Source organism: Fulvivirga sp. M361 (assembly GCF_007097395.1).
Lineage (GTDB): Bacteria > Bacteroidota > Bacteroidia > Cytophagales > Cyclobacteriaceae > Fulvivirga.
Genome location: NZ_VKDC01000039.1, coordinates 23382 through 38552, shown reverse-complemented (window position 1 = coordinate 38552; position 15171 = coordinate 23382). Strand labels below are relative to the sequence as shown.

Sequence of the window (15171 nt, the reverse complement as noted above, 5' to 3'; positions counted from 1 at the left end):
TTCTGGCTTTACCAGAATTCAATTCTAATCATTCATATTATGCTGAATCGAATAATAAAGTACTTTTTAGAGAACAAACTGGTCACTGTTCTCATCCTCATGGGTTTCATTGCCTGGGGTATTGTGACCGCCCCTTTCGGATGGCAAGTGGGAGCTTTGCCCTCCGATCCTGTCCCTGTTGATGCTATTCCGGATATTGGTGAAAACCAGCAAATTGTATTCACTCAGTGGCCAGGGCGCTCTCCTCAAGACATTGAAGATCAGATTTCCTACCCACTAACCACCTACCTATTGGGAATTCCAGGAGTAAAATCCATTCGAAGTTCCTCCATTTTTGGGTTCTCGAGTATCTATATCATTTTTAGTGAAGAGATTGAATTTTACTGGTCAAGATCACGCATCTTAGAAAAACTCAACTCGCTCCCTTCGGGATTATTGCCGGATGCTGTGCAGCCAGCACTTGGGCCAGATGCCACCGCCCTTGGGCAAGTCTATTGGTACACCATTGAGGGACGAGACAAGAATGGCAACCCAACAGGAGGTTGGGATCTCCATGAAATTCGCACCGTTCAGGACTTTTATGTCAAATATGGACTCAATGCTACAGAAGGAGTTTCCGAAGTAGCCTCCATTGGCGGATTTGTAAAGGAATATCAGATAGATGTAAATCCTGATGCGCTGAAAGCTTACAACATCCCTTTACATAAGGTGATGATGGCCGTCAAGAAATCTAATCGAGATGTGGGAGCCAAAACCATCGAGATTAACCAGGCCGAATACTTAGTGCGTGGATTGGGCTATGTCAAAAAAGTTGAAGACATTGAAAAGGCAGTCGTAGCTGTTCAGGACAATGTTCCTATAAGAATTCAGGACATTGGAGTGGTGATCCTGGGTCCTGCTACCCGCAGAGGGCTGTTAGATAAAGACGGAGCAGAAGTAGTGGGCGGAGTAGTTGTAGCCCGGTATGGTTCCAACCCTTTGCAGGTGATCAACAACGTCAAAGACAAGATCAAAGAAATTGCGCCAGGGTTGCCTAAGAAAACCCTGAGCAATGGAGTAGAAAGTCAACTGACCATTGTCCCTTTCTATGATCGTTCTCAACTTATTTATGAAACTCTAGGAACGTTAGAGGAAGCCATTTCACTTCAATTGATCATCACCATTTTAGTGGTAATCGTGATGGTGTATAATCTGAGAGCTTCATTTCTCATTTCGAGTATTTTGCCTATTTCAGTATTGATGGTGTTTATCGCCATGCGTTATTTTGGCGTTGATGCCAACATAGTGGCACTATCAGGTATCGCCATCGCCATTGGTACGATGGTGGATTTGGGCGTTATCCTGTCTGAAAATATTATCAAGCACTTAGATGAAGCACCTCCTGGTCAAAAACTGATTGATACGATTTACAATGGAGCATCGGAAGTTGCCACAGCGATACTGACGGCTGTTTCAACCACCATTGTGAGCTTTATTCCGGTCTTTACCATGCAAGCCGCAGAAGGGAAATTATTTGGCCCATTGGCCTTTACAAAAACCTTTGCTTTGATAGCCGCATTGTTGGTGAGTTTATTGATCATGCCCACGTTGGCACATTGGTTTTTTGGCTTCAAAATCAACAACAAGTACCTCAAAAAATATGGGAGCTACGCTTTAGTACTTATTGGGATTGCAGGACTGTTCATTGGTCAGGTGTGGGGTGGTGTATTGCTTATACTGTTTGGGGCAATCGGAATCCTAAAGAATATTTTCAACGCTAAAAAAGAAAGCTTCTCAAAGCCTTTATCATTCCTCTTTAATTATGCCGAGTTAATCATTGTACTCATTGGCGTAATCTGGCTCTTAGCCAAATATTGGCTGCCACTAGGTGCCTCACAGTCCCTATTACTCAACTTTTTATTTGTGACCATCCTGGTTGGCGTGATACTAGGTGGATTTACACTATTGGAGTATCAATATAAGAGCATCCTAAACTGGTGCCTGAACAACAGAGTCAAGTTTCTTTTAATCCCTTCATTCATTGTACTATTTGGGGCTACTATTTGGCTGGGGTTTGATAAGGTATTTGGCTTAGTGGCCAAAGGAGCTGAAGCGGTAAGCTGGGATATTAGAAATTCAAAAGGTTGGTCAGGTTTGGTCTCTACTTTTCCTGGAATTGAAAAAGAGTTCATGCCTTCACTGGACGAAGGAAGCTTCCTGCTCATGCCTACGTCCATGCCTCATTCCGGCATGGCGTATAACCGCAAGGTGGTTGGCCAGCTGGATATGCTGCTCTCTAATATTCCGGAGGTCGATCTAACAGTAGGGAAATTAGGACGGGTAGAATCTGCACTGGATCCGGCACCCATCAGCATGTATGAAAACACCATCAATTACAAATCAGAATACCTGCTAAATAAGAAAGGGCACAGAGTTCGGTTTAAAGTCGATAAAGAAGGACGGTTTATACTCAAATCCGGTGATACACTGACCAACGAAGAGGCACTAAGCCAGGGAATCGGTATTGAGGACTTGACCACAGACAACAATGGCAAGTACTTCCGAAACTGGCGTTCTCATATTCAATCTCCTGATGATATATGGAATGAAATCATCAAGGTAACCAAAATCCCAGGCGTGACCTCAGCACCAAAGCTACAACCCATCGAAACCCGTCTGGTGATGCTACAAACAGGTATGCGAGCACCCATGGGAATCAAAGTCTATGGCCCAGACCTAGCGACCATTGAAGCATTTGGCATGCAGTTAGAAGGTATATTAAAAGAAGTCCCTTCGGTAAAAGCAGAAGCAGTATTTGCAGACAGAATCGTGGGCAAACCCTACTTGCACCTGAACATTGATCGGGAGGAAATCTCAAGATATGGTCTGAATGTAGAAGATATCCAGCAGACCATTGAAACGGCCATTGGTGGTATGAAAATCACTTCCACGGTGGAAGGCAGAGAGCGGTTCCCTGTTCGGGTACGCTACCCTCGGGAGCTAAGAGATGATCCCAACTCGCTAAGTAAAATATTGATCGCAACCCCGACAGGAGCGCAAATCCCAATGGGTCAGCTAGTAGATTTTGAATACGTCAGGGGTCCACAGGCTATCAAAAGTGAAGAGACTTTTCTGGTAGGCTATGTGCTATTCGACAGAAATGAAGGCTACTCGGAGGTGAGCGTGGTAAACGATGCACAAGAATTGATTCAGGAAAGGATTGATTCAGGGCAACTTAAAGTACCTGCTGGTATCAGCTACAAATTTTCAGGCAGTTATGAGAACCAGGTTCGAGCCGAAAAAAGACTGGCCATCATCGTACCACTGGTACTTGGTATCGTTTTTCTAATTCTCTATTTCCAATTCAAGTCTGTCACTACTTCACTCATGGTTTTCACGGGAATAGCCATGGCCTTCAGTGGTGGTTTTATCATGCTATGGTTATACGGGCAGGCTTGGTTTGCAGACTTCTCTGTTTTTGGAACCAATTTCCGAGACCTCTTTCAAATGCACACCATCAACCTGAGTGTGGCTGTCTGGGTTGGGTTCATCGCATTGTTTGGCATTGCTACCGATGATGGGGTATTGATGGCCACCTACTTGGATCAAAGTTTTAAACGGAACAAAACGGACAATCTCAAAGGATTAAGAGCGGCTGTGGTTGAAGCTGGTCAAAGACGGATTAAGCCAGCAATCATGACTTCAGCAACCACCATCATTGCGTTGCTGCCCATTTTGACTTCCACCGGACGTGGATCAGATATCATGATTCCTATGGCCATCCCAGCCTTTGGAGGCATGATGATAGCTGCCGTCACCTACTTTATTGTACCAGTGCTCTATGCCATACGTGAAGAACGAAAACTTAAAAAGCTACAATCATGAGAAAGAACATCATTTTACTATTGACCATCCTTGCTTGCGGCTTTTACGAACTCAAAGCGCAATCGCTGGAGGACTATTTCAAATTGGTCGCAGAAAATAACCCAGGACTGCAAGCCCGGTACAAAGACTTTGAAGCAGCTCTTCAAAAGATACCGCAAGCCAGCACCTTACCGGATCCCACATTTTCATTCGGCTATTTCATATCACCTGTAGAGACAAGGGTCGGTCCACAAAGAGCCAGGTTCTCTTTGACTCAAATGTTTCCATGGTTCGGCACACTGAGATCAAAGGGAGACGCAGCAGCACTACTGGCTGATGCAAAATACGAGGCATTTCTGGATGTCCGAAACCAACTCTACTACCAGGTAGCAGCTTCCTACTATCCATTGTATGAGCTCGAACGATGGACTGTACTGGAGCAGGAAAACATGGAAATACTCGAATCCTACAAAACGATCTCCACTAAGCAATTTGAAAATGGTAATGGTGCCATGGTCGATGTGTTGCGAGCGGATATTATGCTCAAAGATGCCGCTACTAACCTTCAAATTCTGAAAGAGAAAAGAAAGCCGTTGCTGGCAGCATTCAATGCTTTGCTAAACAGAAATGAAAACGAGGAAGTGGCAATCAACGATACATTGGCAATCGAAACACTACTGGATGACTATCGAAGGGATAGCCTGTTCCTGGACAATCCGATCCTTAAACAGATAGAACTCAAACTGAAGGCGAGTGAGGAAATGGAGCGAGTGGCTATCAAACAAGGGTTGCCAAAATTCGGAGTAGGGTTGGATTACGCCATTGTAGGAAATAGATCAGGAGTGGAATTACCAGATAATGGTCAGGACATTCTGATGCCTATGGTTTCCATTAGCATTCCCATTTTTCGCAAGAAGTACAATGCTGCGATCAAAGAGGCGCAGCTTTCACAGGAAAGCTATCAACTTCAACGGGAAGACTACACAAACCGTCTGATTGCCAACTATGAATCAACGGCCTTTGAGCTGGACAGAGAAAGGCAGTTAATTGAACTCTATGATCAGCAGATCGAAGAATCTCAACAAGCCCTTAACCTGCTCTACACCGCTTACAGCAACTCAGGAAAAGAATTTGAAGAGGTGCTCAGGATGCAGCAGCAATTGCTGAAATATGAAAAAATGAAAGCCACTGCGATCACAAACTACCATACGGCACTGGCGAAACTCGATTACATCACAGCTAAAAAATACTAAGATGAAAATAACAGTAAAGACATTAATCATAGTAGCCGTTTCTACCCTTGCAGGTGGATTATTGCTTGGTTGGCTATTCTTTGGAGGTACAGGGAATAGCTCAACAGAAGAACACAATCATGAAACAGAAATGGCCGGTGAAACTACCTGGACCTGCTCGATGCACCCGCAAATAAGAAGTAATGAACCTGGAGACTGTCCCATCTGTGGCATGGACTTAATTCCTGTCGATCAAGATGAGCATGAAGTCAATGCAATGGCTGTAAGTATGTCTCCAACGGCTATGCAACTGGCCAATGTAACCACCGAGATAGTTGGCAAAATGACACCTGTAAAATCCCTTCGTCTGAATGGTAAAGTGCAGGAAGATGAGCGACTCGTCTATTCTCAATCCTCTCACATTCCCGGCAGGATCGAAAAACTGATGGTCAACTTTACAGGAGAATACATAACAAAAGGTAAACCTATCGCCTACATCTATTCGCCTGATTTGGTTACTGCACAAGAAGAACTCTTTGAAGCGGTAAAGATCAGGGAAAGTCAGCCTGCACTTTATCAGGCAGCACGTGGTAAACTCAAAAACTGGAAGCTGACTGATGAACAGATTGACAACATCATTAGCAGCGGAAAACCAATAGACCAGTTTCCTATCAATGCAGACATTTCTGGCTATGTCACTGAGAAGAAGGTGAACCTTGGAGATTACATTAAAAGAGGTCAATCTATCTATGAGATCGCTAACCTATCCAAAGTATGGGTGCTTTTTGACCTTTATGAAAGCGATATGACCTGGGTAAAAAAAGGTGACCAAATCACTTTTTCGGTAGCCTCCCTTCCGGGAGAGGAATTTGAAGGTAAAATAGACTTCATAGATCCGGTAATTAATCCAAAGACGAGGGTGGCCAAAGCTCGACTGGAAGTAGCTAACAGAGACTTCAAACTCAAGCCTGAAATGTTTGTCTCAGGTACGTTAAAAGCACAACTACCTGCTCAATCCGATGCTGTGATTATCCCTAAAACAGCCGTCATGTGGACGGGAAAACGATCTGTGGTATATGTGAAGGAAACCACAGGAAAAGGTATCAGCTTTCAGATGCGGGAAGTTAAGTTGGGAGCTGTACTTGGTGAAAGCTATCTCATAGAGGAAGGTCTGGAGCCGGGAGAAGAAATAGCCGTAAACGGTACTTTCAGTATTGATGCTGCGGCACAACTTGCTGGAAAACCAAGTATGATGAATCCAGATGGAGGGCCTGCCATGACAGGTCACAATCACGGAGGTTCTGTTTCGACTTCACCACAGACAAATCAATCCCATGAAAAATCAATTAAACAAGTCACTATCAGTGGGGAAGCGAAGAAAACGCTACAACCTCTTTTCACCGATTATCTGAAGATAAAAGATGCACTGGTCAATGATAATTTGGAAGGAGCACAAAAAGCTGCAGCACTATTTCAGAAGAGCTTAGACAAAATCAATATGTCCCTTTTCAAAGGTGATGCCCATCAAGTTTGGATGGACTACAGCAGTCAGGCGAAGCAAGCTGTACAGCATGTAGTGCATTTTCAGGATATCAAAGAAATGAGAGAAGCTTTCCAGCCATTATCCATCGCAATGATTGGGTTGGCTAAGGCTTTCGACCCAATAGATGAAGCCATGTATGTCCAGCACTGCCCTATGGCAGATAGTAATAATGGAGCTGATTGGCTTAGTCTTTCAGATGAAATCAAAAATCCCTATTTCGGAGCTTCCATGCTCACTTGTGGGGAAGTAACACAAGAACTTAAATAAATAGAAACACCTAAAATTAATAATCATGATACAGAGAAAATCAATAGTAGCAACAGTAGTAACAGTAATCATTTTCACATTCTCAAGCTGTGGGAATTCACAAAAGCAAGCTGCAGAAAATGACCATGCGGATCATCAAGCAATGGATCACTCTTCTGACCAATCCGTGATGCTTACAAAAGAACAAACTCAACAAGTCCTCGCTTCGTACCTCACGATAAAAGAAGCTCTGGTACAAACCGATGGTGAAAAGGCCAGCGCTGCGGCAAAAGGGCTTCTGGACAACCTGGGAGACGGTAAGAGTGAACTTTTAGATAAAATACGATTTGATTCGGAACACATCAATGAAACCAAAGATGCAAGCCATCAACGGGATCATTTCAATACCCTTTCAGATAATATCTATGAGCTGATTAAAAGCAGTTCTGCCAACGAGAATACGATATACCGACAATATTGCCCTATGGCTTTTGATAACAAAGGAGCCTATTGGTTGAGTGCTGAGAAAGAGATCAGAAATCCCTATTTCGGGGATCGAATGTTGACATGTGGAAGCGTTAAAGAAGAAATCTAATGGATCATTCAAATCACGAACACAAAGAACATCATCATGATCACGCTGATCACTCAGGTGGACATCATGACCACCACGCCCATATGATCGAGGATTTTAAGAAGCGATTTTATATCAACACTGCGCTTTCGATACCTGTCCTTGCCTTTTCTGAAATGATCCAGGGCTTCCTGGGCTTCTCATTTAGCTTCCCAGGTATGGGGTATGTGGCAGCAGCATTGGCAACCTTCATCTTCATCTATGGAGGTTGGCCATTCCTCAAAGGTCTGAAAGACGAACTATCGGAAGGTGGTCCGGGCATGATGACTCTGATAGCTATAGCCATCACAGTAGCCTGGGCATATAGTACAGCTGTTGTCCTTGGCTTAAATGGAAAGGTATTTTATTGGGAGCTGGTCACTTTGATCGACATCATGCTTTTAGGTCACTGGCTAGAGATGCGTTCTATCATGGGTGCTTCAAAAGCCTTGGAGAAATTAGCTGAGTTAATGCCCTCTGAAGCTCATAAAGTAGAAGGTGATGACATACATGATGTCAAGATCAGTGAACTCAAAAAAGGTGATATCATCCTGATCAAACCAGGAGAAAAAGTACCTGCCGATGGCAAGGTCGTAAATGGTGATAGCGACCTGAATGAAAGTGCATTGACTGGTGAAAGTAAACCAGTGGAAAAAACCAAAGGTGATGAAGTAATCGGAGGAGCGATCAACGGTGACGGAAGTATAAAAGTGGAAGTGAAATCCTCGGGTGAAGATAGCTATCTGAATAAAGTCATCAAGCTTGTCGAGGAAGCACAACAGACCAAATCAAAAACGCAGAACCTGGCTAACAGAGCTGCTGGATGGTTGGCATATATCGCAATCGGAGTTGGAGTTATCACCTTTATCACCTGGGCTTTCTTTAGCTCTCAGGGAATGGACTTTGCATTGGAGCGAATGGTGACTGTGATGATCATTACCTGTCCTCATGCTTTAGGACTGGCTGTACCATTGGTAGTCGCTATTTCTACAGCCCTTTCCGCAAAAAATGGATTGCTCATTAGGAACCGAACGGCTTTTGAAAACAGCAGGAAGATTTCAGCGATAGTCTTTGATAAAACAGGCACACTCACAGAAGGCAACTTTGGTGTGAACCGGATAGAGGTTCTTGATGACAGCTCGGAAGATGAATTATTGGCTTTGGTTGGAGCTATTGAACAAAGCTCAGAACACCCTATCGCCAGGGGTATTGTGAATGAAGCCAAAAAGCGTGAACTCAAACTCCCTTCAACATCTGATTTCAGCTCTACGAAAGGGAAAGGTGTAAGTGCAAAAGTGGATGGATCAACGTATCAGATTGTAAGTCCTGGTTATCTAAAAGAAGAGGGAATCGAGCTACCCGAAGAAGCCACAACCGACAAAGCTGAAACGGTTGTTTTCATTTTGGAAGCAGGTAATTTGATTGGATTCATCGCTTTGGCCGATCAAATACGAAAAGAAAGCAGTGAGGCTATTAAGACCTTAAAAGATAAAGGCATCAAAGTGTTGATGGCCACTGGCGATAATGAACAGACGGCCAAAGCAGTCGCTAAAGAACTCCAACTGGATGGATACTACAGCCAGGTGCTTCCACACGAGAAATCAGAACTGATAGAGAAACTCCAGAAAGAAGGTGAGTTTGTGGCCATGACAGGAGACGGAGTGAATGATGCCCCGGCACTGGCCAAAGCAGATATTGGAATAGCAGTGGGTTCAGGAACCGATGTAGCTGCTGAAACGGCAGATATTATTCTTACCGAGAGTAGCCCCTCTGATATTGCCAACCTGATCCTGTTTGGTAGAGCCACTTATAAGAAGATGGTTCAAAATCTGGTTTGGGCTACTGGTTATAATGTGGTTGCCATTCCATTAGCAGCTGGTGTTTTATTTTATCAAGGCATTATGATCAACCCGGCAGTTGGTGCAGCACTCATGAGTTTGAGTACCATAGTTTGTGCGGCAAATGCTCAATTACTGAGATTGAAGTTTAAGTCGTAAATATCTTGACTTCCAAAATATCATATTGAACCCTTGTGCCGAAGTATACTCCTGAAGAAATACTGGCTAAGTATCCCGAACTCCAAGCGAAATTGAATTGGAGAAAGCAGGATATTGGCATATTTCTAAGGTGTAAACTTGTTAGGGGTTATTATGACAGCAAGAGGAGAGTGACCGTAATAGATGAAAGGTCATTGGTTGAACTGATGGAATTTGCCAATGATAACCTGGATAAACAGAAAGTAGACATTTGAAACAGGATTATGATTGTATCACTTGATTTAAAAAATTAATGACAAGCTGCTGTTCTATACGAAGTGTTTTGTAACCAATAGAAGCAGATGTCTGTATATGTTATAGTTATATTGGAGCTCCACTCATGAATTACGTTGAGTTATCCAGTCATTGAATTATGCTCGAAAGAAAACTAGAAAATAAAAATATCAAGCCTACCACTATGAGGCTCCTCGTATTACGCCAGTTGGTTGAATCGGGTGCTGCTATTAGCTTGGGTGACCTTGAAGCAAAGTTCGAACGAGCGGATAAGGCAACCTTATACCGAACCCTCAAAACCTTTGAAGACAAGAAGCTCATTCACAGCATTGAAGACGGTACAGGTGCTGTCAAATATGCACTCTGCGAGGAAGGTTGTGAATGTGAACCGCAAGACCAGCATATCCACTTTCATTGCGTCAAGTGCGGTGAGACTTATTGTCTAACACAATCTAAAATACCTCAAACTCAAATACCCACGGGGTTTAGAGCTTCCAGTGCAAGTATGGTATATAAAGGGGTTTGCGCCAATTGCCCGTAGCAACTTTGCAAACAGGTTGCATTGTTTTTACCCTATGTTTGTTTTATGCGTTCAGTGGCACTCATATTGGCAGTCTTTTTTGCAGGATTAACCGTAATCCCGTGTACTGACGCAGAAGTTGCAGGAGATACTATTGAAACGGTTTTGGAGAACGGGCTTGAACACCAGCATAGTTCTGAATCCGATCTTTGCTCTCCTTTCTGTGTATGCCAGTGTTGTCATACACATTTAATAGTCCACCAGGTTGCGCTAGGCAATTTTGAAATCCTTCTATTTCCTATACAAGAAAGCTCTTATAAGGAGCCTATAACAGAGCCTTTTATTGGTTCTTTACTTCAACCGCCACAGGTTTAATATCAGCATTTTACAGGACAGCTCTGTCCTTTTCGACATTTTCTAAAGTCGATACAACATCATTTTCACTGATATTAAATCATTCTATTCATGATTAATAAAATCATTTCTTTTTCCATAAAGAATAAATTCATTGTGGGTCTGCTTACGTTGGCTCTGATCGGAGTAGGCATCTACTCCATGTCTACTGTCAACTTGGGTTCGGTTCCGGATATAACCAACAATCAGGTGCAGGTAATGACTGTATCGCCAAATCTTGCTACCGAGGATATTGAGCAATTTGTAACCTATCCAGTGGAGCTTGCTATGGGGAATTTACCTGGGGTAGATGAAATTCGTTCCATTTCCAGGTTTGGATTGTCTGTGGTGACCATCGTTTTTGAAGATGATATGGGCACCTATCTGCCCCGGCAGCTGGTACAAGAAAAACTCAACGAACTTGGGAAAACAATACCGGAAAAATTCGGCAGCCCAACGATGGGGCCTATTTCCACGGGTTTGGGTCAGATTTATGAATATACTATTCAGCCAAAAGAGGGCTATGAGACTAAGTATTCTCCGACTGAGTTACGCACTATTCAGGATTGGATAGTGAAAAGGCAGCTTACCTTGCTGGACGGTGTGGTTGAGGTTAATTCTTTCGGTGGTTACATCAAGCAATATGAAGTCGCCATCAGTCCGGACAAACTCAACGCTCAGAACGTAAGTATATCGCAAGTTTACGAGGCTCTGGCAAGAAATAATGTCAATACCGGTGGAGCCTACATTGAGAAGAACAGGATGTCGAACTTCATACGTGGTGAAGGACTCATTCGCTCGCTGGAAGACATCCGAAAAGTTGTTGTCAAAACAGAAAACAATATTCCTGTCACCATTGGTGATATCGCTTCCAAGGTACACTTCGGTCATCAGGTAAGGTACGGAGCATTTACTCAAGATGGTAAAGAAGCAGTTGGTGGCATCATTATGATGCTAAAGGGCTCCAACCCCAATGCAGTTATTCAGAATGTAAAGTCCCGTATGGAGGAAGTGGAAAAGTCACTTCCTGAAGGATTGGAGATTAATGCCATTATTGACAGAAGCGACCTCATATCCAGAACTACCAGCACAGTAAAAACCAACCTGATTGAAGGTGCATTAATCGTAATTTTTGCACTGGTGATTTTACTGGGAAGCTTACGTGGTGGGATCATTACAGCGACTACCATTCCTCTTTCATTGTTGTTTGCTTTCATCTTGATGAAGCAGTTCAACGTGTGGGCTAACCTGATGAGTTTAGGAGCAATAGACTTTGGGATCATCATTGACGGGGCAGTGATTATCATTGAAGGTACTGTGTACGAAATCCAAAAAAGGATCAGGTCAGGAAAGCTTGGCTTTGATCAAAAAGTTATGGATGATCTGGCCTATGAAGCTGGTAGTACTATGATGAGTTCAGCCTTTTTTGGTCAAATCATTATCCTCATTGTTTTCGCACCGATACTTTTTCTCACTGGGGTTGAAGGTAAAATGTTCCAGCCTATGGCCTACACCTTTGGCTTTGCCATGATCGGAGCTATTGTGCTTTGCCTGACTTATGTTCCCATGATGTCCGCACTGCTTATGAAGCCCATTCGGAACAAGAAAAACTGGTTTGGACGTTTGGAGCGATCACTAGAGAATGTCAGCGATGAGCTCATCGGAGGGATTCATCGCAGTTATCTACCCGTATTAAAAAGTGCACTACAATTCAAAACCCAGGTAATCGTGGTAGCTATCATTTTACTTGGCTTGGCGGCATTTACTTTCTCACGGATGGGTGGGGAGTTCGTTCCTCAACTGGACGAAGGGGACCTTGCGATGCAGGCATTAATCCGACCTGGTAGTTCACTTAGCGAATCCAAAGATGTTTCGATCAAGATTGAGAACATTTTGCTGGACAACTTCCCTGAAATCAGAACGGTGACCGCCCGTATTGGAGTAGCTGATATTCCTACAGATCCTATGCCCATGGACATAGCGGATATGTACCTCATTTTGGAAAAGAACAAAGATAAATGGGTATCTGCTGAGAGTAAGGACGAGTTGATTGAAAAAATCAAGTATAAGCTGGATCAACAACTTGTGGGTGTTAACCTGGTATTTACCCAGCCTGTGGAGTTACGTTTCAATGAATTACTGGAGGGTGTAAGAGAAGATATTGCCGTGAAGTTATACGGTGAAGATCTCGACATTCTGGCTACCAAAGTGCAGGAGATGGCTGACATCATCTCGACTGTGCCAGGTGCCGGAGACGTAAATGCTGAACGAACTTCCGGTCTTCCTCAAATGACCGTCCGCTACAACCGAAAGAAAGTGGCACAGTATGGATTGGATATTCAAAAACTCAATGAATATGTGAGTGCTGCTTTTGCCGGTGGCGTGGCTGGAGTTGTTTTTGAAGGTGAGAAACGATTTGACCTGGTTGTCCGGTTTGATGAAACCCACCGAAAAAGCATCGATGATCTTAGGACCTTATTCATCGACTTACCTGATGGCACTCAGATTCCCATCAAAGAAGTAGCTGATATCAGTTACGTACCTGGCCCGATGCAGATTTCACGGGACAATACCTACAGGAGAACTTATGTCGGTGTAAATACTCGTGGCAGAGATGTGGAATCTGTAGTGAAAGACATTCAGCAAAAACTGGATGAACAACTTGATCTTCCTGCTGGCTATTATATCACCTATGGTGGGGAGTTTGAAAACCTGGAAAGAGCAAAGAGCCGATTGTCCATTGTAGTACCAATAGCTCTCTTCCTCATATTTGTTTTACTCTACTTCGCCCTAGGCTCTTTCACTCAATCCATCATGATCTACATCGCTATTCCTCTAGCAGCCATCGGAGGTGTATTTGCCCTTTGGTTGAGAGACATGCCATTTAGTATCTCTGCAGGTGTCGGTTTCATTGTTTTGTTTGGTGTGGCGGTGTTAAATGGACTGGTGTTGATCAACCGCTTTAATTCACTGAAAGAGGAAGGTGTGACCAGCATCCGAGAACGGATCTTGACAGGAACAAAAGAACGGATCAGACCTATTATGTTGACAGCAACCACAGATATTTTTGGATTTCTGCCAATGGCATTTTCTGCATCGGCAGGTGCTGAAGTACAGCGACCCTTAGCTACCGTAGTGATAGGCGGAATGCTTACGGCTACATTGCTTACGCTTGTTGTACTGCCAGTGCTGTACACATTCGTAGAGGGGCGAAGTGAAAGAAAAGGTCTGAAGATGCCGAATGCCAATCTGATCCTGGTACTCATTTGCTTCGGAGGTCTCTTTTTAGGGCCAACTATCTCTAACGGCCAAGGGCATGACAGGCGCGAATTGCAAACCATCACTTTAGAGCAAGCCAAAAAAAGAGCAATTGATAATTATCCGAAAATCCAATCAGCACGATTAGAAATAGATAATCAGGAGGCGCTAAAAAAGACAGCCTGGGATTTTGGGAATACACAGGTGTTTTCTGGAAAAGAGGAAGTAGGAAATGGATCAGAGGGTGTTGTCACCCAATTCGGTATTCAGCAGCAGCAAATTGATCTTTTTGGTATAGCCCCAAGGCTCAGACTTCAAAAAGAAAGGATAGCAATGGCGGAAGCTGCACTTGATCTCACGGTCATAGAGTTGGAACGAGAAGTGAGTACGGCCTGGGCGCAAGTATATGCTTCAAAAAACACCTTCCGTGTTTATGAGCAATTAGATTCAGTGTTTGTGGATATCGAACGAGCTGCCAAAATCAGATTGGAAACAGAAGCAACTTCCAAGCTAGAATACCTCGCTACTTCCAATCAGGCAACACAGGTACAGATACAGAAAGAGCAGGCTTTTCGTGATTACTTAAGTGCCCTGCAACAGCTAAACCTTTGGTTTGTAAGCGATACCCTTTTCACAGTTCCGGATATTCCAGCAAGTGCGTTTGATCAGCCGCTAAATGATGTAGCTGATTCACTTGTTAATCACCCACTATTGAATTTATCCAAACAACAATTGGAAGTGGCTGATGCTTCAGTAAAAGAAAAACGATCACAATTTCTTCCGCAGCTTCAGGGACAGTATGGACGTCAGCAAGTGGATGGTCGATCCGGGTTCTACCAATACCAGGTAGGTGTTCGCATACCGTTGTTTTTTGGCCCTGAGCTAGGGAGAACCCAATCTGCGAAGATTCAGCGAGACATTGCCAATCAAAATTTGCTTCAAACTCAATTAGAATTGAACGCCACTTATCTAAATGTGAGAGAGCAATACCTGAAATGGCGTAATTCATGGAGATACTATCAGGATACGGCACTTCCGCTGGCTGAGGAACAGCGACAGGGTGCAATCATAGCTTATCGCGAAGGAGCTATTGATTACGTTTCGTTTCTCCAAAACATCCGGGATGCTATTCGCATGGAAGTAGATGCATGGGAAGCATTTGGCAACTATCTGGATAGCCGCTATCAACTGGAATATTTCTTAAAAACATCGAATTAGAATTCACGGATTAATTAATCCCTAAAAATATAAAA

The 15171-nt window shown here is 43.5% G+C and carries 9 protein-coding genes; all 9 read left to right on the top strand.

Annotation, left to right across the window (positions count from 1 at the left end; translation table 11 throughout):
* Positions 1-39 precede the first annotated feature (39 nt).
* The 9 genes from FNH22_RS26745 to FNH22_RS26710 all read left to right on the top strand — a co-directional run bounded on the left by FNH22_RS26745 (position 40) and on the right by FNH22_RS26710 (position 15136).
* Positions 40-3864, top strand: coding sequence for an efflux RND transporter permease subunit (locus FNH22_RS26745; protein WP_143401588.1), 3825 nt, complete (start codon positions 40-42; stop codon positions 3862-3864).
* Complete coding sequence (locus tag FNH22_RS26740) at positions 3861-5096, top strand: TolC family protein (protein ID WP_143401587.1); 1236 nt, start codon at positions 3861-3863, stop codon at positions 5094-5096. The genes FNH22_RS26745 and FNH22_RS26740 overlap by 4 nt, the downstream gene beginning before the upstream one ends.
* A gap of 1 nt (position 5097) precedes the next feature.
* Complete coding sequence (locus FNH22_RS26735) at positions 5098-6885, top strand: efflux RND transporter periplasmic adaptor subunit (RefSeq protein ID WP_143401586.1); 1788 nt, start codon at positions 5098-5100, stop codon at positions 6883-6885.
* Between the two features lie 25 nt (positions 6886-6910).
* Positions 6911-7459, top strand: a complete 549-nt coding sequence (locus FNH22_RS26730; RefSeq protein ID WP_143401585.1) for a DUF3347 domain-containing protein — start codon at positions 6911-6913, stop codon at positions 7457-7459.
* On the top strand, positions 7459-9474 hold the full coding sequence (locus FNH22_RS26725) for a copper-translocating P-type ATPase (protein WP_143401584.1): 2016 nt from the start codon (positions 7459-7461) through the stop codon (positions 9472-9474). Before FNH22_RS26730 ends, FNH22_RS26725 begins: the two co-directional genes overlap by 1 nt.
* Before the next feature lie 35 nt (positions 9475-9509).
* Positions 9510-9728, top strand: coding sequence for a hypothetical protein (locus FNH22_RS26720; RefSeq protein WP_143401583.1), 219 nt, complete (start codon positions 9510-9512; stop codon positions 9726-9728).
* A 158-nt stretch (positions 9729-9886) separates the two neighbouring features.
* Positions 9887-10288, top strand: coding sequence for a Fur family transcriptional regulator (locus FNH22_RS26715; protein WP_143401582.1), 402 nt, complete (start codon positions 9887-9889; stop codon positions 10286-10288).
* Between the two features lie 45 nt (positions 10289-10333).
* Positions 10334-10642, top strand: a complete 309-nt coding sequence (locus tag FNH22_RS33000) for a DUF6660 family protein (protein ID WP_370513201.1) — start codon at positions 10334-10336, stop codon at positions 10640-10642.
* Positions 10643-10732: 90 nt separating this feature from the next.
* The gene (locus FNH22_RS26710) at positions 10733-15136 is read left to right on the top strand and encodes a CusA/CzcA family heavy metal efflux RND transporter (protein ID WP_143401581.1); all 4404 of its coding nucleotides are present in this window, start codon (positions 10733-10735) and stop codon (positions 15134-15136) included.
* Positions 15137-15171: the final 35 nt, after the last annotated feature.

Excerpts from the sequence above, each read along its gene's own strand:
- FNH22_RS26710 (WP_143401581.1), top strand. The coding sequence starts at position 10,733 with ATGATTAATAAAATCATTTCTTTTTCCATAAAGAATAAATTCATTGTG.
- FNH22_RS26715 (WP_143401582.1), top strand. The coding sequence starts at position 9,887 with ATGCTCGAAAGAAAACTAGAAAATAAAAATATCAAGCCTACCACTATG.
- FNH22_RS26740 (WP_143401587.1), top strand. The coding sequence starts at position 3,861 with ATGAGAAAGAACATCATTTTACTATTGACCATCCTTGCTTGCGGCTTT.
- FNH22_RS26735 (WP_143401586.1), top strand. The coding sequence starts at position 5,098 with ATGAAAATAACAGTAAAGACATTAATCATAGTAGCCGTTTCTACCCTT.
- FNH22_RS33000 (WP_370513201.1), top strand. The coding sequence starts at position 10,334 with ATGCGTTCAGTGGCACTCATATTGGCAGTCTTTTTTGCAGGATTAACC.
- FNH22_RS26730 (WP_143401585.1), top strand. The coding sequence starts at position 6,911 with ATGATACAGAGAAAATCAATAGTAGCAACAGTAGTAACAGTAATCATT.
- FNH22_RS26725 (WP_143401584.1), top strand. The coding sequence starts at position 7,459 with ATGGATCATTCAAATCACGAACACAAAGAACATCATCATGATCACGCT.
- FNH22_RS26745 (WP_143401588.1), top strand. The coding sequence starts at position 40 with ATGCTGAATCGAATAATAAAGTACTTTTTAGAGAACAAACTGGTCACT.